Raw genomic sequence first — 15,063 nt, forward strand, 5'->3', positions numbered from 1 at the left:
AATCCGATGCGAATGTGGTTTTTGAGTGCTGGCCTGGCCTTGATGTGCATGGCCCAGAACGCAGCGGCGGGTACAGTCCTGATCGTTGGCGATAGTATCAGTGCCGGTTTCGGCCTGGATACCCGTAAAGGGTGGGTCGCCTTGCTGGAGCAACGGCTCAAGCAGGAAGGTTTCGACGATAGAGTGGTGAATGCGTCCATCAGCGGCGACACCAGTGCCGGAGGCCTCGCGCGGCTGCCGGCGGCGCTTGCAGAGCATAAGCCGGAGGTCGTGATCATCGAGTTGGGCGGCAATGACGGCTTGCGCGGGCAGCCGCCTGCGCAATTGAAACAAAATCTTGCGTCGATGATTGACCAGTCCAAGGCCGGTGGCGCCAAGGTGTTGCTGTTGGGCATGCAGTTGCCGCCCAATTACGGCCCGCGATACACCTCGGCATTTGCCGAAGTCTTTGGTGCATTGGCCAAGGAAAAAAACGTCCCGCTGGTGCCGTTTTTCCTGGAGGGCGTGGGCGGGCATCCCGACATGATGCAGGCCGATCAACTGCACCCGGCGGTCGGCGCCCAGGGCAAGTTGCTGGAAAATGTCTGGCCGACGCTCAAACCGCTGCTTTGACGCTTTTCTACCGGCAGGCTTTCGGCTAAGGTGGCGCCCCCCCGATTTGGAGCCCCTGATGTCGCGTCCTGCCTGGTCCCTGTTTAATTACCAACTGATCGAGCCGGACGAGCAGCTGGATCTGTTCGCCTGCCAGGAAGTGCGGGTGCATCTGGTGGCGCGTCAATTGGAACTGGGCGGCTCCATCGATCGCACGTTGTGCGGCACGCTACTGCCGGCGCAGCCACGCTGGTCGCGGGTGGACCGTTCGATTTTCCAGGACCAGCGCCTGTGCCCGTTATGCCGGGCCATCCTGGAATCCCAGAAACGCGGTACGCCGCCGATCTGGCCGGAGCTGCGTTTCGAACTCTAGGGTGGCGACAAGCTTGCAGCTAGAGGTTCGCTTCACGTATACAATCGATTTTTACCTACCCGTCGTTCTGCGAAGGATTACCCGGATGTTGTCGCGCCTTTCCGTCGTCACCTGCTGCCTGTCTCTCGCTGCACTCTGTGCGGCCGGTTCCGCATCAGCCCTGCAGTTGCCCTTGCCGCCACCGGGTGAAGACATCGTCGGCCAGGTCCAGGTGATCAAGGCCAAGTACGAAGATACCTTTGCCGACCTGGGCACCACCTATGACCTGGGGTATTCGGAGATGGTCGCGGCCAACCCGGGCGTGGATGCCTGGCTGCCGGGGGCGGGCACCGACATCGTGCTGCCGACGCGTTTCATCCTGCCGCCGGGGCCCCGCGAAGGCATCGTGATCAACCTGGCGGAATACCGGCTTTACTACTACCCCAAGGGCCAGAACGTGGTCTACACGTTCCCGTTGGGGATCGGTCGTGAAGGCTGGGGCTCGCCTATTGCCCACACCAGCATTATCGCCAAGACACCCAACCCGACGTGGACCCCGCCCGCCTCGATCAAGGCTGAGCACGCCGCCAACGGCGATCCGCTGCCCAATGTGGTGCCCGCCGGCCCCGACAACCCGTTGGGCCCGTTCAAGTTCACCCTGGGGACGCCGGGTTACCTGATCCACGGTTCCAATGCGAAGTTCGGCATCGGCACGCGTACCAGCCACGGCTGCTTCCGCATGTTCAACAATAACGTGCTGGAGATGGCCAGCATGGTGCCGGTGGGCACGTCGGTGCGCATCATCAACGACGCCTACAAGTTCGGCAGCAGCGGCGGCAAGGTTTACCTGGAAGCGCATACGCCGTTAAATGATGACGGCACGCCGTCGGTGGTCGATAAGCACACGGCGGTGATCAACGCCTTGCTCAAACGTGAAGACCTGGCCAACCAATTGCGGGTTAACTGGGACCAGGTACGTGACGTGGTCGCGGCGGAAGACGGGCTGCCGACGGAAATCGGCGTGCCCGGCGCAGCCTCGGTAGCCGCAAGCGTACCTCTGGATCCCCTGTAGGCGCGTGGGCGTTAAGCGCAGATCCCCTGTGGGAGCGGGCTTGCCCGCGAAGACGGCAGCCTGGCAAACATTGATCTTGACTGGCCCACCGCTATCGCGGGCAAGCCCGCTCCCACAAGGAATCGCGCGCAATAAAAAAGCCGACCCATAAATGGGTCGGCTTGATAACAACCCCGAAGGATTATTACTTGCGGCTAGCTTTTTCAAGCATACGCAGGGCGCGCTCGTTAGCTTCGTCAGCAGTCTGTTGTGCTTTTTGAGCAGCAGCCAGCGCTTCATCAGCTTTACGGTAGGCTTCGTCTGCACGAGCCTGGGAGCGAGCTGCTGCGTCTTCAGTTGCAGTCAGACGTGCTTCGGTTTCTTTGGAGACGCTGCTGCAACCGGTGGCCAGAACTGCGGCCAGAGCCAGTGCAGAGAATTTCAGAACGTTGTTCATCGTGTTCCCCTTCAAGGACTTTCTATTAGATGGCTAGTTCGCCCAGAGTGAGCTAATAGCCGGCGTACATACTACCCATTACTTGTAGTAAGTAAACTGACGTAGCGCAAGAAGTAAAAAAAATTCTTGCGGCGCATCTTTTTTGGCTGATCTTGTGCAGGTTTGTATAAAAACCGTCCAGTTTCTTTCGATCGGTCGCGCATTGGATCCAGGCTAAGAGGGCCGGCCCGCATGCCTCAGGCCCTGCGGGCAGATGAAATTTTATATATCCATGTCGACACTTACGTTCCGCTTGGGTTTAGCCGACCCGGCATCTTTTACGCATATAGAGGTGACTTTAAGAGCGCGAGTTCGTCTCAAGGTTCAACTGCCGGCAATGTTCAGGCTTTCGATCATCGGCTGGTCGCAAGCCCTTTCTATATCCGCCAGCGGCAGGGAATGACGAGTGCGCCTTGAGCAATCGCAGGATTGGTGCCTACTATTCCCTACGTGCTGGCTGTGAGCGCTCAGGGTTTTCTCGCTGTCGAAACCGGCACGGGGTGGCGTAGATGTTCCTTCGCCGGAAAAACATCGGTAAGGTAGGGGTCAGAATTCAAGACCCGCGAGGAGTAGTGATGAGCGAGGCGTTGTCCATCCACCATGACCAGGCTGGTCATCAGTTCGAGACCAATGTGGACGGTCATCGTGCCTATCTGACCTACATGGACCTCGGCAAACAGACCCTGGATATCTATCGTACCTTCGTGCCCAACGCACTGCGGGGTCGTGGTATCGCGGCGGCATTGACCGAAGAGGCCCTTAAATTCGCCGAAGAGTCAGGCTACACGGTGATCCCGTCCTGCTCCTACGTCGAACGCTACATGGAGCGCCACCAGCGCCATGCCGCGAAGCTGTAAGCACCTATGACAGAATAAAAAAACGCCGGGCTCAGCCCGGCGTTTTTGTATGCGCAATTTAAAAACTCAGGTGCGCTTGCGCTTGGGCAATACGTCCTTGAGCTTGGCATGCATGCTGCGCAGGGTGTTTTCGGTGGCGGACCAGTCGATGCAGGCATCGGTGATCGACACGCCGTACTGCAAGTCGGCCAAGTCTTTTGGAATCGCCTGGCAGCCCCAGTTCAGGTGGCTCTCGACCATCAGGCCGATGATCGACTGGTTGCCTTCCAGGATCTGGTTGGCGACGTTTTCCATCACCAGCGGCTGCAGGGCCGGGTCTTTGTTGGAGTTGGCGTGGCTGCAGTCGACCATGATGTTCGGCTTGATTTTGGCCTTGTTCAGCGCCTGCTCACACAGTGCGACGCTGACCGAATCATAGTTGGGCTTGCCGTTGCCGCCGCGCAGCACCACGTGGCCGTAGGCGTTGCCCTTGGTGGTGACGATGGACACGCCACCTTCCTGGTTGATGCCCAGGAACCGGTGCGGGCTGGAGACCGACTGCAGCGCGTTGATCGCCACGGTCAGGCCGCCGTCGGTGCCGTTCTTGAAACCCACGGCCGAGGACAGGCCGGACGCCATTTCACGATGGGTCTGGGATTCGGTGGTGCGCGCGCCAATGGCCGACCAGCTGATCAGGTCCTGCAGGTACTGCGGGGAGATCGGGTCCAGCGCTTCGGTGGCGGTGGGCAGGCCCATTTCAGCCAGGTCCAGCAACAGCTTGCGACCGATGTGCAGGCCGTCCTGGATCTTGAACGAGTCATCCAGGTAGGGGTCGTTGATCAAGCCTTTCCAGCCGACGGTGGTACGCGGTTTCTCGAAATAGACGCGCATCACCAGGTACAAGGTGTCGGACACTTCTGCCGCCAGCACCTTGAGGCGCTCGGCGTATTCGTGTGCGGCCTTGAGGTCGTGGATCGAGCAAGGCCCGATAACGACAAAGAGGCGGTGGTCGGTGCCGTCGAGAATGTCACGGATGACTTCGCGGCCCTTGGTGACGGTCTGCAGGGCAGCGTCGCTCAAAGGGATTTCGCGCTTGAGCTGATCGGGCGTGATCAGGGTCTCGTTGGATTCGACGTTTAGGTCATTGATCGGTAAATCAGCCATCGTGTTACTCGTCAGGGTCACGGGTGCTGGCCGCCAGCCATCCCCGTGCGGCGGAGCACAGCATGATTTGGATGCAGGGGGGAGGAACCTTAGCGCGTAATACCGGCCCGCGACAATGGGCAAAGCCCGCTTTAATCCAGTGCTGGCGCCACAAAGGCCTCATGGGAGAATTCGCTGGCGTGGCGCGATACCCACTCGCGGGCCAGGGTTTCGAATTGCTCTGGAGTCGGTCTGGCGTCTTCATGCTGGCGGCAGTAGCGCTCTATCCGGCATGCTTGCTCACCCATTCGCGCACCGAACAGCGCATGGTCATCGGTAAACGAGACACCGACGCGGTAGCCGTCTGGCACCTTGCGGCACCACGCCACGTAGCCCGGATAACGCGCGCCGGCGCCCAGGGAAGGGATGTGCAGTTCAACCGCCGTGCCCTCGCGCCAGGCACGCGGCCAATTGCACGCGACGCCGCCCAGGCCGATAGTATGCAGGCGTTGGCGGGGTAAGGCGGGAGCGGGGCGTTGGGTCAACAAGACAGCGACATCATCAGGGTGAGGTAGAAAACGACCCATGTACACGGACTCCGAGCACCGTTCAATTGATGGCGGTGGCAGCAGTAGAGTGAAGCATCTGGAATTGACCGACCTGGATATTGACCAGCAATTGCTGGGATTGCCAGGCATTTCGCTGGTCGTATTTACCAGCGTGGGGTGTTCCAGTTGCCGTTGGGCACGCCAGCAATTACCCGGCTGGCCGTTGCCGGTGGACCGCGTGTGCTGGGTGGATGCCGGCCACAACGGCGGTGCGGTCGAACGCTACCAGATCTTTCATTTGCCGGCGTTGTTCGTGGTGTGCGAGGGTCAATTCCTAGGGCAATTGCAGACGTGTCTTACTTCTTCTGACCTGTCTGACGCCATCAACCTAGCGCTTACCCGTACTCCAGAGGAACTGCCATGACCGCACAATCGCCCCGCATTGGTATCATCGGCACCGGTGCCATCGGTGGCTTCTACGGCGTGATGCTGGCGCGCGCCGGTTTCGATGTGCACTTCCTGCTGCGCAGTGAGTACGCAGCGGTCAGCGAGCACGGCCTGCACATCAACAGCACCGTACACGGCGACTTGCACCTGCACCCGGTGCAGGCCTATGCCCGCGCCGCCGATATGCCGCCCTGCGACTGGTTGCTGGTGGGCACCAAGTCGACCGGAAATGTCGAACTGGCCCCGACCCTTGCCCAGGTCGCGGCGCCGGACGCCAAGGTGGTGTTGCTGCAGAACGGCCTCGATGTGGAAGACAGTTTGCGTGAACACCTGCCCACTTCGCTGCACCTGCTCGGCGGGCTGTGCTACATCGGCGTCCACCGCTCCGCGCCCGGCGTTGTCGAGCATCAGGCCCTGGGTCGGGTCAACCTGGGTTATCACAGTGGCACGGCGGCCAACGATGAAGCCCGGCAGAAGGCGATTGTGGAAGCCGGCGCCGCGTTGTTTCATCAGGCCGGTATCGAATCCGAAGCGATGGCCAATGTGCATCAGGCAAGGTGGCACAAACTGGTGTGGAACGTGCCCTTCAACGGGCTCTCGGTATTATTGGGCACCGGCACCACGGCCCTGATGGCGGACGAATCCAGCTGCGAACTGATCCGGGCGTTGATGGCCGAAGTGATCCAGGGCGCACACGCCTGCGGCCATGAAATCCCCAAGAGTTATGCCGAACAAATGTTCACCATGACCCAGACCATGGACGACTACCTGCCCAGCATGTACCACGACCACGTGCATAAACGCCCGCTGGAGTTGGCGGCGATCTACGCCCGGCCGCTGGCCGCCGCAAAAGCCGCGGGGTGTGAACTGCCGCGGATGCAAGCGCTCTACCAAGCCTTGAGTTTTATTGATCGGCATAATCGCTGAGCCGAGGAGCAGAGCATGGCAAAGGGGATGGGCGACAAATTGGTGCTGGCGATTTCATCGCGTGCGCTGTTTGACCTGAGTGAAAGCCACAAGGTGTACCTGGCCGAAGGTGTCGAGACCTACCGCCAGTACCAGATCGAACACGAGGAGGAAATCCTCGAGCCCGGCGATGCGTTTCCGCTGGTCAAGAAATTGCTGAGCCTGAACGCCAGCCTGGGGCGTGCCCGGGTCGAGGTGGTGCTGGTGTCGCGCAACAGCGCCGACACCGGCTTGCGCGTGTTCAACTCGATCCAGCATTACGGGCTGGATATTTCCCGCGCCGCCTTCGTCGGCGGGCGTAGTCCTTATCCTTATCTGGCCGCATTTGGTTGCCACCTGTTCCTGTCCACTCACGCCGAAGATGTGCGCAGTGCCCTCGACGCCGGCTTCGCGGCGGCGACGATTCTGTCAGGCGGTGCGCGCCGTGCCTGCAGCGGTGAACTGCGCATCGCCTTCGATGGCGACGCGGTGCTGTTTTCCGATGAGTCGGAGCGCGTGTACCAGGCCGGCGGTCTGGAAGCGTTCCAGGCCAATGAGCGGGAGTCGGCACGCCAGCCTTTGCACGGCGGTCCTTTCAAGGGGTTCCTGGCGGCGCTCAACCTGTTGCAGCGCGAGTTTGCGGACGACGCCTGCCCGATCCGCACCGCCTTGGTCACGGCCCGATCCGCGCCGTCCCATGAACGGGTGATTCGCACCCTGCGTGAATGGGATATCCGCCTGGACGAGTCATTGTTCCTCGGCGGCCTGGAAAAATCAGCGTTCCTGGAAGCGTTTGCCGCCGATGTGTTTTTCGATGATCAGGCCGGGCATTGCGAAAAAGCCATGGAGTTTGTCGCCACCGGGCATGTGCCCCACGGCATCAGTAATGAGGTCAAGCGCTAAGTCAGTCGGGTTCGCCGATGCGCTGCTAAGCTCAGTTAATCTCCGCCATCCTGGCAGTCCGGGGGGTTCCATGATTCGTTCGATGCTGTACGCCACGGACCTCGGCCTGTACGCGCCGTATGTGATGCAGCATGCGCTGGCGCTGGCCCGAACATTCAAGGCGGACCTGTATGTGGTCCACGTGGTCGAGCCCATCGGGCTGTTCGCCGAATCGGTGTTGCAGAGCTACTTGGATGAGAAAGCCCTGAGTGAATGGCAGAGCCAGGGCCTGACCACGGTGATGGCGACGATCGAACAACGGGTGCTGGACAGTTTCAGGGAGGAGTTGGGGGAGGGCGAACAAGACTTGAAGTTGATCCGCTCGGTACGGGTGATCCAGGGCGACCCGTGCGAGGTGATCCTCGACCAGTTGCGCAAATTGTCCGTGGACCTGCTGATCGTCGGCAGTCATAGCCAGGCAGCCGCGGCGGCTACACCCTTGGGACGTACCGCCGCACGGGTGCTGCAGCTGTCTACGGTGCCGGTTTACCTGGTGCCTTCGCTGCACCGTTGCCGCAGTGATGACGTGTGAGAGGCGAGAACGATAAAAAGTTCTAGATTTATCAATAAAACCTTTAATATAGTTATATACCGTCGCTGATACCCGTGGCGTCTATCTGCTTTGAGGGACACATATGAAGCTTCAACAACTGCGCTACATCTGGGAAGTGGCGCACCATGATCTCAACGTTTCCGCTACCGCTCAAAGCCTCTACACCTCCCAGCCTGGTATCAGCAAGCAGATCCGCCTGCTCGAAGATGAGTTGGGCGTCGAAGTGTTCGCCCGCAGCGGCAAGCACCTGACCCGCGTCACCCCGGCCGGCGAACGCATCATCACCACCGCCGGTGAGATCCTGCGCAAGGTCGAAAGCATCAAGCAGATCGCCCAGGAATTCTCCAACGAGAAGAAGGGCACCCTGTCGATCGCCACCACCCACACCCAGGCGCGTTATGCGTTGCCGCCGGTGATCCGCGATTTCATCAAGCAGTACCCGGACGTGGCCCTGCACATGCACCAGGGTTCGCCGATGCAAATTGCCGAGATGGCTGCTGATGGCACCGTTGATTTCGCCATCGCCACCGAAGCCCTGGAGTTGTTCGGTGACCTGGTGATGATGCCGTGCTACCGCTGGAACCGTTGCGTGGTCGTGCCCCAGGGCCACCCCCTGGCCAAGCTGCCGAAGCTGACCCTGGAAGCCCTGGCGGAATACCCGATCGTCACCTACGTGTTCGGTTTCACCGGCCGTTCCAAGCTCGACGAAGCCTTCAGCCATCGCGGCCTCACGCCAAAAGTGGTGTTCACCGCGGCCGACGCCGACGTGATCAAGACTTACGTGCGCCTGGGCCTGGGCGTGGGGATCGTCGCCAAGATGGCGGTCGACACCGCGCTCGACAAAGACCTGGTGGTGCTCGATGCCAGCGAACTGTTCGAGTCCAGCGTGACCAAGATCGGCTTCCGTCGCGGCACGTTCCTGCGCGGCTTCATGTGCGATTTCATCGAAAAGTTCGCGCCGCACCTGACCCGCGAAGTCATGGCCAAGGCGATCCAGTGCCATAACAAGCAGGAACTGGAAGCGCTGTTCGACGGTGTGGAACTACCGGTTCACTGAGTCGATTACCTGGCCTCGGTAACCGTAAAATGTTGCCGGGCGCCCGCCACCAGAATCTCCACCTCATCGCCTTCGAACTTGCCTAGCAGGCTTTTGCCCAGGGGCGAGCGCGGGGTGATGACGGTCACCGGTTGCCCGACCACGTCCACCTTCAGGCCCGCCGCGTCCGGCGCGAGGAACAGCCACTGCTGGCGGTCGTTCTCGTCTGCCAGGCCCAGCAGCGCGCCGATTTCTATACCCCGTTGCTCATCGTAGGCGCGCACTGCCATGTTCTGGCACCGTGCCAACGCCTGCTTGATTTCCTCGACCCGCTTGGCTTGCCCGGCCGCCAGGTAGGAGGCCTCGAGCCCAAGGGTGTCGTACTTGTTTTCCGCGATGTTTTCTTCGTGGGTCGCGGTTTCGTAAGCGGTCTGCGCGGCGCGCTGGGCAATGTCGAGGTCGACGCTGAGCTTTTCGAGGATCAGCAGGTGGACGGCGTGTTTATTCATGGTCGTCAATCGCAGAATTGCAGGACATTGGCCCGGGTCTTTTCGTTGGGGGCGTTCTGGTCCTGTTGCAGCCAGAACTGGCATTTGGGGTTGGACAGGTTGCGCGCATTGTTGCGGGCCTGGTCCAGGGTCTGTTGCTGTTCCTGCTTGTGCAGGTTCTGTTGGTATTGCTCGAACATGCGGTTTGGCGGCTCAGGTACCACAACAGCCGGCTTGCCCAGTTGCTCGACGGCCTGGGCCACTGGCGCAAGGCTTTGCGGGAACAGGTAGCGCGACGCCAGCCAAGTGCTCAGCACGATGGCGATAAACCCCAGCCATACGCCAAACGCGATACCCACAATCAGTTTGAATAGCGACAACGGACGATCAGCCATGATGGCCTCCTGGCAGGCATTTGCAGCGTGACGGCGATTGTCGCACGCCAGTGGGCATAATAATCGCGATCAAGCCTTCTGCATCCGCGCATTTATGCGGACAATCGAGCCTTTGATCGTTGGAGCCCGGAATGAAAGCCCGCTGGGATATTTTTTGCAGCGTCGTCGATAACTACGGCGACATCGGCGTGACCTGGCGCCTGGCCCGGCAATTGGTGGTGGAGCACGCGTGCGCTGTGCGCCTGTGGGTTGATGACCTGCGCGCTTTCGAGCGCCTGTGCCCGCAGATTGATGTGCGGCGGGACGCCCAATGGCAGGAAGGGGTCGACGTGCGGCATTGGCCGGCCGAATGGCCGGGAGCGACAGCGGCGGATGTGGTGATTGCCGCGTTTGCCTGCCAGTTGCCGCCGGACTATATGGAGGCCATGGCCGCACGCGATCGCGTGCCGTTGTGGGTGAACCTGGATTATCTGAGTGCCGAGGAATGGGTGGTGGGCTGTCATCGCTTGCCGTCGGTGACGTTCAAGGGCGTGCAGAAGTACTTCTTCTTTCCCGGCTTCCGGCCCGGCACCGGAGGCTTATTGCGTGAGGCTGGGTTGCTGGAGCAGCGTCAGGCTTTTCAACGGGATGCCGGCGCGCAGCAACAGTTCTTGCACGCCTTGGGCATATTTCCGGCAGCCGATGCGCGGCTTATCTCGCTGTTCGCCTACGAAAACGCCGGGCTGGCCAGTTGGCTGGAGCTGTTATCGACGGACGGGCGTGCCACTCATCTGTTGGTACCGGAGGGGCGCATCCTGGGTGATGTGCAGCGCTGGCTGGGTCTGGAACGCCTGGCTGCGGGGGACATCCGGCAGCGCGGCGCGCTGACGGTGCAGGTCATCGCCTTTGTGCCCCAGGCGCACTATGACCGCCTGCTGTGGTGCTGCGACTTCAATGCGGTGCGCGGCGAAGATTCGTTCGTGCGTGCCCAGTGGGCCGGGCGCCCGCTGCTGTGGCACATCTACCGGCAGGACGAAGACATCCACCTCGACAAGCTCGACGCGTTCCTCGAGCTCTACACTGCTGGCTTGTCACCGGCGGCAAGGGTTGCGCTGATCGGGCTCTGGCACGCCTGGAATACCGATGGCGATATGGCGCAACCGTGGAAAAGGCTGCTGGAACACTGGCCCGAGGTCAATCTGCACGCCGAAACATGGTGTCTGGAACAGGGTTTGCAGGCCGATCTTGCGACGGCGCTGGTGCAGTTTTATGAAAGTTGGATATGATACGCCACCTTGAATTTTGTAAATCCCATCCAAATTTCGGATATATGCAATGAAAACTGGTAAAGAACTGAAACCCGGTACAGTGATCCGTCTCGAAAACGACCCTTGGCTGGTTCAGAAAGCTGAGTTCACCAAGTCTGGTCGTAACAGCGCAATCATGAAGACCAAGCTGAAGAACCTGCTGACCGGTTACAAGACCGAGATCGTCTACAGCGCCGATGACAAACTGGACGACGTGATCCTCGACCGCAAGGAAGCGACCCTGTCCTTCATCAGCGGCGACACCTACACGTTCATGGACACCACCGACTACACCATGTACGAGCTGAACGCTGAAGATATCGAAGCCGTTCTGCCGTTCATCGAAGAAGGCATGGAAGACGTCTGCGAAGCGATCTTCTTTGAAGAGCGCCTGGTTTCCGTAGAGCTGCCGACTACCATCGTGCGTAAAGTGGCCTACACCGAAGGTTCCGCTCGCGGCGACACTTCGGGCAAGGTGATGAAGCCTGCCAAACTCAGCAACGGTACCGAACTGCAAGTGGCCGATTTCATCGAAATCGACGACCTGATCGAGATCGACACCCGCGAAGGTGGTTCGTACAAAGGTCGCGCCAAGAAGTAATCCTGGCCCGCCGATACGAAAAAAGCCCGACCTTGCGTCGGGCTTTTTCATGGGCGTTACGTTTTACTTCAGGTGTTGCTTCAACTCGTCCGAAGCCTGCAGCATCGCCGAACGTACGGCTGGCACTTGGCTGATCACGTTCAGCAAACCGTAGTCGTGGATCATGCCGTTGTAGCGTACCGCGGTCACCGGCACGCCGGCTGCATCCAGTTTGCGGGCGTAGGCCTCGCCTTCATCACGCAGCACGTCGGCGCCTGCGGTCTGGACCAGCGCGGGCGGCAAGCCTTTAAGCTGATCGGTAGTTGCCCGCAGCGGCGAGGCGTAGACCTCGGCACGTTGCTTGGCGTCGGTGGTGTAGTTGTCCCAGAACCACTTCATCATGTTTCGGGTGAGGAAGTGCCCTTCGGCGTACTGGTTGTAGGACGCGGTGTCGAAGTTGGCGTCGGTCACCGGCCACAGCAGCAGTTGGAACTTGATCGCCGGCGTGCCCTTATCCTTGGCCATCAGGCTGACCACTGCGGCCATATTGCCACCGACGCTGTTGCCCGCGACGGCAAGGCGCTTGCCGTCGACATTGATCTCTTTGCCATGCTCGGCCACCCATCGGGTCGCGCCGTAGGCCTGGTTGATCGCCACCGGGTAATGCGCCTCCGGCGAAGGCGTGTAGTTGACAAACACCGCCACCGCACCCGAGCCCACCACCAAATCCCGCACCAGGCGTTCATGGGTCGGGTAGTCCCCGAGCACCCAGCCGCCACCGTGGAAGAACATGAACACCGGCAATGTGCCCTTGACCCCGGCCGGACGCACGATGGTCAGATCCAGTGGCTTGCCGTCGACCTGAATGGTCTTGTGGCTCACATCCGCTGCCGGCAGCGTCAGCTTCACACCGGCCTGGGCGCCGGTCAAAACGGCACGGGCGTCCTTTGGCGTCAGCTGTTCTATCGGCTTGCCGGTGCCGGCGTTCAACACGTCCAGGAAGGCCTGGGTGTTGTGTTCCACATCACCGGTCGCCGCGGAGGCTTGGGTGATGGACAGGGCGAGCAGGGTGCCGGTGAGCGCTTTAGCGAATGTGTTCATGTTCGTCTCCTTGAGCGGCAGCGGTTGATTAAACGGTGATGTGCAGGCGGACATCGACGTTGCCACGGGTGGCGTTGGAGTACGGGCACACCTGGTGAGCGGCGTCGACCAGGCTTTGCGCGTCGTCCTGGGCCAGGCCCGGCAGGCTGATGTGCAAGTCAATATCCAGGCCAAAACCACCGGGGATCTGGCCGATGCCGACGTGGGCGGTGATCGAGGCGTCATCCGGGATTTTGCGTTTGGTCTGGCTGGCGACGAATTTCAGCGCGCCGATAAAGCAAGCCGAGTAGCCGGCGGCGAACAGTTGTTCCGGGTTGGTGGCCTGGCCACCGGCACCGCCGAGTTCCTTGGGGGTGGAGAGTTTCACGTCGAGGATGTTGTCGCTGGAAACAGCACGACCATCACGGCCGCCGGTGGCGGTGGCTACTGCGGTGTAGAGCGTTTGCATGGTAGTTTCCTCAGGGGTGTTTGCGCTAAATGTTTGTGCGCTAAGTAGTTGGTGGGGTGAATGTATAGCGCTAATGTTTAGTGCGCAAGATAAATTTACGAAAAAGTTTTCAACATGTGATTTTCTGACACGCCGCAAAACCAAATGTGGGGAGCGGGCTTGCTAGCGAAAGCGGTGGATCAGCCGCTGAATCAGCCGACTGACATACCGCTTTCGCGAGCAAGCCCGCTCCCACATTTTAGATTTTTGGTGTTTGGTCTACCGCGTTAGAGGCTGGCTTGCAGGTTGGCGCGCAACGCAATCAAGTCGCCTTGCAGCTTGCGCAGTTGTTCCAGCTCCAGGCCACTGGCGCCGAGGATGCAGTGCGGAATCCCCATGGCCTTCGCCTGCAAGGCACGCCCCGCGTCGGTCAGTTCCACCACCACCACCCGTTCGTCCTCACGGCTGCGAGTCCGGCTGAGCAGGCCTTCGCCTTCCAGGCGCTTGAGCAGCGGCGTCAGCGAACCCGGATCGGTCAGCAGGCGGCTACTGATTTCGCCGACGGTCAACCCATCCTCTTCCCACAACACCATCATCGCCAGGTATTGCGGATAGGTCAGGCCCAGGGCTTGCAACAGCGGCTTGTAGACCTTGGTCATCAGCAGCGACGTGGAGTGCAGGGCGAAGCACAGCTGGTTGTCCAGCATCAGCGATTCGCACGGATCGGGATTCTTGCTCATGGCGGTACCTCGAAAAAGCGTGTCTGGGCTGGAATCTAGCGGGCAAATCTTTAATGCGCCAGATAATTCTCTCCGAGCGGTCAGACCAAGCCGCTTTGCAGTGCCAGGTCCCAGGGCGGTACCGGGCTGAAGCGGGTTTTAAGGTACTCCAGCAACAAGCGGCTGCGCGCATTGGGTTGTTGTTCCAGGCGCAGCGCATAGATCCCGGTGGTCTCCGGGCTGGGCAGGCCGTTTTCGCAAAACAACGGCACCAACTCGCCGCGCACCAGGTATTCGCTGGCCAGCCAGGTCGGCAAATGCGCAATACCCAGCCCGGCCAGGGCACCGGACAGCAAGGCTTCGGCGTTATTGGCGCTCAGGCGTATACGACGCGGGCGATAGGTCGCGCGGCGCCCATCCTGCTCGAAGCGCCAGGCGAACATCGGCGCCAGGCCGTCCCAGTCCAGTCCGTCGTGCTCGCCAAGCTCCTGGGGATGGCGCGGTGTGCCACGGTTTTTCAAATAGGCCGGGCTGGCGCAGGCGATGCGCACGATGCTGGCCAGCGGCGTGGCGATCAGCCGCGTATCGACGATATGCCCGGCACGCAGTACCAAGTCGACCTTGCCCAGATGCGCACCCTGCATGTCCACAAAGCTGTCGATCAAATGCAGGTGCACATCCAGTCCGGGGTACACGCTGAGGAAGTCCGCAATCACCGGCGCCAGGTGCCGCCGACCAAACGCTGCGGGCGCATCCACGCGAATCAGGCCTTCCGGCGCATGGCTCAGGGACACCGCCTCGGCCCGCGCCAGTTGCAATTCGCTGACAATCCGCCGTGCGCGCTCGGCAAACGCCAGGCCCGCCGGGGTCGGCACCACCGCGTGGGTGCTGCGCTGGAACAAGCGGCTGCCCACCGAGCGTTCCAGGCTGTCGATGCGCCGCGCTACCGCTGAGGGCGTCAGCGGATGACGGCGTGCGGCGGCGGAAAAGCTGCCGGTTTCCAGCACATCCAGAAACAGGCCCAACTGGTCGGTCAAGGTATTCGGGTTCATCGAAGCGTCGCTTATGCGAGATTGGCACAGCCATTGTGCGTTGCTGTGCCTTTGCGCGCCATAGTCGACTGCGTA

20 protein-coding genes are annotated in these 15,063 nt (G+C 60.7%); 11 read left to right on the forward strand and 9 right to left on the reverse strand.

The features are described from left to right. Nucleotides 1-6: 6 nt before the first annotated feature. The 3 genes from KVG91_RS18380 to KVG91_RS18390 all read left to right on the forward strand — a co-directional run bounded on the left by KVG91_RS18380 (nucleotide 7) and on the right by KVG91_RS18390 (nucleotide 2,015). On the forward strand, nucleotides 7-612 hold the full coding sequence (locus KVG91_RS18380; protein ID WP_169378191.1) for an arylesterase: 606 nt from the start codon (nucleotides 7-9) through the stop codon (nucleotides 610-612). Nucleotides 613-670: 58 nt separating this feature from the next. Then, on the forward strand, nucleotides 671-964 hold the full coding sequence (locus KVG91_RS18385; protein WP_010211879.1) for a hypothetical protein: 294 nt from the start codon (nucleotides 671-673) through the stop codon (nucleotides 962-964). A gap of 85 nt (nucleotides 965-1,049) precedes the next feature. Beyond that, the gene (locus KVG91_RS18390) at nucleotides 1,050-2,015 is read left to right on the forward strand and encodes a L,D-transpeptidase family protein (RefSeq protein WP_169378190.1); all 966 of its coding nucleotides are present in this window, start codon (nucleotides 1,050-1,052) and stop codon (nucleotides 2,013-2,015) included. Nucleotides 2,016-2,199: 184 nt separating this feature from the next. On the opposite strand, the gene oprI is transcribed toward KVG91_RS18390, so the two are convergent. Beyond that, nucleotides 2,200-2,451 carry an outer membrane lipoprotei OprI gene (gene oprI, locus KVG91_RS18395; RefSeq protein WP_003172710.1) on the reverse strand — a complete coding sequence of 84 codons (252 nt, stop codon included), beginning with the start codon at nucleotides 2,449-2,451 and terminating at the stop codon, nucleotides 2,200-2,202. A gap of 614 nt (nucleotides 2,452-3,065) precedes the next feature. Here oprI and KVG91_RS18400 point away from each other — a divergent pair. After that, nucleotides 3,066-3,347, forward strand: a complete 282-nt coding sequence (locus KVG91_RS18400) for a GNAT family N-acetyltransferase (protein ID WP_003233387.1) — start codon at nucleotides 3,066-3,068, stop codon at nucleotides 3,345-3,347. 66 nt (nucleotides 3,348-3,413) lie between these two features. Here KVG91_RS18400 and KVG91_RS18405 read toward each other — a convergent pair whose 3' ends face one another. Both KVG91_RS18405 and KVG91_RS18410 read right to left on the reverse strand, forming a co-directional pair. Then, nucleotides 3,414-4,490, reverse strand: a complete 1,077-nt coding sequence (locus KVG91_RS18405; RefSeq protein ID WP_053130701.1) for a 3-deoxy-7-phosphoheptulonate synthase — start codon at nucleotides 4,488-4,490, stop codon at nucleotides 3,414-3,416. Nucleotides 4,491-4,621: 131 nt separating this feature from the next. Next, on the reverse strand, nucleotides 4,622-5,056 hold the full coding sequence (locus KVG91_RS18410) for a PilZ domain-containing protein (protein WP_169378189.1): 435 nt from the start codon (nucleotides 5,054-5,056) through the stop codon (nucleotides 4,622-4,624). Here KVG91_RS18410 and KVG91_RS18415 point away from each other — a divergent pair. The 5 genes from KVG91_RS18415 to cysB all read left to right on the forward strand — a co-directional run bounded on the left by KVG91_RS18415 (nucleotide 5,055) and on the right by cysB (nucleotide 8,961). Then, on the forward strand, nucleotides 5,055-5,441 hold the full coding sequence (locus KVG91_RS18415; protein WP_169378188.1) for a YbbN family protein: 387 nt from the start codon (nucleotides 5,055-5,057) through the stop codon (nucleotides 5,439-5,441). The genes KVG91_RS18410 and KVG91_RS18415 overlap by 2 nt on opposite strands. Continuing rightward, nucleotides 5,438-6,391 carry a putative 2-dehydropantoate 2-reductase gene (locus KVG91_RS18420; RefSeq protein WP_169378187.1) on the forward strand — a complete coding sequence of 318 codons (954 nt, stop codon included), beginning with the start codon at nucleotides 5,438-5,440 and terminating at the stop codon, nucleotides 6,389-6,391. The genes KVG91_RS18415 and KVG91_RS18420 overlap by 4 nt, the downstream gene beginning before the upstream one ends. Before the next feature lie 15 nt (nucleotides 6,392-6,406). Beyond that, nucleotides 6,407-7,312 (forward strand): 5'-nucleotidase, encoded by a 906-nt coding sequence (locus tag KVG91_RS18425; RefSeq protein ID WP_169378186.1) that lies wholly within the window; start codon nucleotides 6,407-6,409, stop codon nucleotides 7,310-7,312. 70 nt (nucleotides 7,313-7,382) lie between these two features. After that, nucleotides 7,383-7,883, forward strand: a complete 501-nt coding sequence (locus KVG91_RS18430; RefSeq protein WP_169378185.1) for a universal stress protein — start codon at nucleotides 7,383-7,385, stop codon at nucleotides 7,881-7,883. Between the two features lie 103 nt (nucleotides 7,884-7,986). After that, entirely contained in the window at nucleotides 7,987-8,961 is a 975-nt protein-coding gene (cysB, locus tag KVG91_RS18435) for an HTH-type transcriptional regulator CysB (protein WP_010211864.1), read from the forward strand. A 5-nt stretch (nucleotides 8,962-8,966) separates the two neighbouring features. Here cysB and KVG91_RS18440 read toward each other — a convergent pair whose 3' ends face one another. Beyond that, entirely contained in the window at nucleotides 8,967-9,449 is a 483-nt protein-coding gene (locus KVG91_RS18440) for a GreA/GreB family elongation factor (protein WP_169378184.1), read from the reverse strand. A 5-nt stretch (nucleotides 9,450-9,454) separates the two neighbouring features. Next, nucleotides 9,455-9,823 carry a hypothetical protein gene (locus tag KVG91_RS18445; protein WP_169378183.1) on the reverse strand — a complete coding sequence of 123 codons (369 nt, stop codon included), beginning with the start codon at nucleotides 9,821-9,823 and terminating at the stop codon, nucleotides 9,455-9,457. Between the two features lie 131 nt (nucleotides 9,824-9,954). Between KVG91_RS18445 and earP the strand changes: the two genes are divergently transcribed. Together earP and KVG91_RS18455 are read left to right on the forward strand one after the other, a co-directional pair. Continuing rightward, nucleotides 9,955-11,088: an elongation factor P maturation arginine rhamnosyltransferase EarP gene (gene earP, locus KVG91_RS18450; protein WP_169378182.1), complete on the forward strand. Its 1,134-nt coding sequence runs from the start codon at nucleotides 9,955-9,957 to the stop codon at nucleotides 11,086-11,088. A 49-nt stretch (nucleotides 11,089-11,137) separates the two neighbouring features. After that, entirely contained in the window at nucleotides 11,138-11,710 is a 573-nt protein-coding gene (locus tag KVG91_RS18455) for an elongation factor P (RefSeq protein WP_003172723.1), read from the forward strand. 63 nt (nucleotides 11,711-11,773) lie between these two features. On the opposite strand, the gene KVG91_RS18460 is transcribed toward KVG91_RS18455, so the two are convergent. From KVG91_RS18460 to KVG91_RS18475, 4 genes are all read right to left on the reverse strand, one after another. After that, entirely contained in the window at nucleotides 11,774-12,790 is a 1,017-nt protein-coding gene (locus tag KVG91_RS18460) for an alpha/beta hydrolase (protein WP_169378181.1), read from the reverse strand. A gap of 28 nt (nucleotides 12,791-12,818) precedes the next feature. Continuing rightward, a complete protein-coding gene (locus KVG91_RS18465) occupies nucleotides 12,819-13,238 on the reverse strand; it encodes an organic hydroperoxide resistance protein (RefSeq protein ID WP_169378180.1) in 420 nt (139 codons plus the stop codon). A 266-nt stretch (nucleotides 13,239-13,504) separates the two neighbouring features. Further along, the gene (locus tag KVG91_RS18470; protein ID WP_169378179.1) at nucleotides 13,505-13,957 is read right to left on the reverse strand and encodes a MarR family winged helix-turn-helix transcriptional regulator; all 453 of its coding nucleotides are present in this window, start codon (nucleotides 13,955-13,957) and stop codon (nucleotides 13,505-13,507) included. An 80-nt stretch (nucleotides 13,958-14,037) separates the two neighbouring features. Then, the gene (locus KVG91_RS18475; RefSeq protein ID WP_169378178.1) at nucleotides 14,038-14,988 is read right to left on the reverse strand and encodes a LysR family transcriptional regulator; all 951 of its coding nucleotides are present in this window, start codon (nucleotides 14,986-14,988) and stop codon (nucleotides 14,038-14,040) included. Nucleotides 14,989-15,063: the final 75 nt, after the last annotated feature.

The organism is Pseudomonas azadiae, from assembly GCF_019145355.1.
GTDB lineage: Bacteria > Pseudomonadota > Gammaproteobacteria > Pseudomonadales > Pseudomonadaceae > Aquipseudomonas > Aquipseudomonas azadiae.

Coding starts and splice junctions, on each gene's coding strand:
- KVG91_RS18380 (WP_169378191.1), top strand. CDS start 7: ATGCGAATGTGGTTTTTGAGTGCTGGCCTGGCCTTGATGTGCATGGCC.
- KVG91_RS18385 (WP_010211879.1), top strand. CDS start 671: ATGTCGCGTCCTGCCTGGTCCCTGTTTAATTACCAACTGATCGAGCCG.
- KVG91_RS18390 (WP_169378190.1), top strand. CDS start 1,050: ATGTTGTCGCGCCTTTCCGTCGTCACCTGCTGCCTGTCTCTCGCTGCA.
- oprI (WP_003172710.1), bottom strand. CDS start 2,451: ATGAACAACGTTCTGAAATTCTCTGCACTGGCTCTGGCCGCAGTTCTG.
- KVG91_RS18400 (WP_003233387.1), top strand. CDS start 3,066: ATGAGCGAGGCGTTGTCCATCCACCATGACCAGGCTGGTCATCAGTTC.
- KVG91_RS18405 (WP_053130701.1), bottom strand. CDS start 4,490: ATGGCTGATTTACCGATCAATGACCTAAACGTCGAATCCAACGAGACC.
- KVG91_RS18415 (WP_169378188.1), top strand. CDS start 5,055: ATGTACACGGACTCCGAGCACCGTTCAATTGATGGCGGTGGCAGCAGT.
- KVG91_RS18410 (WP_169378189.1), bottom strand. CDS start 5,056: ATGGGTCGTTTTCTACCTCACCCTGATGATGTCGCTGTCTTGTTGACC.
- KVG91_RS18420 (WP_169378187.1), top strand. CDS start 5,438: ATGACCGCACAATCGCCCCGCATTGGTATCATCGGCACCGGTGCCATC.
- KVG91_RS18425 (WP_169378186.1), top strand. CDS start 6,407: ATGGCAAAGGGGATGGGCGACAAATTGGTGCTGGCGATTTCATCGCGT.
- KVG91_RS18430 (WP_169378185.1), top strand. CDS start 7,383: ATGATTCGTTCGATGCTGTACGCCACGGACCTCGGCCTGTACGCGCCG.
- cysB (WP_010211864.1), top strand. CDS start 7,987: ATGAAGCTTCAACAACTGCGCTACATCTGGGAAGTGGCGCACCATGAT.
- KVG91_RS18440 (WP_169378184.1), bottom strand. CDS start 9,449: ATGAATAAACACGCCGTCCACCTGCTGATCCTCGAAAAGCTCAGCGTC.
- KVG91_RS18445 (WP_169378183.1), bottom strand. CDS start 9,823: ATGGCTGATCGTCCGTTGTCGCTATTCAAACTGATTGTGGGTATCGCG.
- earP (WP_169378182.1), top strand. CDS start 9,955: ATGAAAGCCCGCTGGGATATTTTTTGCAGCGTCGTCGATAACTACGGC.
- KVG91_RS18455 (WP_003172723.1), top strand. CDS start 11,138: ATGAAAACTGGTAAAGAACTGAAACCCGGTACAGTGATCCGTCTCGAA.
- KVG91_RS18460 (WP_169378181.1), bottom strand. CDS start 12,790: ATGAACACATTCGCTAAAGCGCTCACCGGCACCCTGCTCGCCCTGTCC.
- KVG91_RS18465 (WP_169378180.1), bottom strand. CDS start 13,238: ATGCAAACGCTCTACACCGCAGTAGCCACCGCCACCGGCGGCCGTGAT.
- KVG91_RS18470 (WP_169378179.1), bottom strand. CDS start 13,957: ATGAGCAAGAATCCCGATCCGTGCGAATCGCTGATGCTGGACAACCAG.
- KVG91_RS18475 (WP_169378178.1), bottom strand. CDS start 14,988: ATGAACCCGAATACCTTGACCGACCAGTTGGGCCTGTTTCTGGATGTG.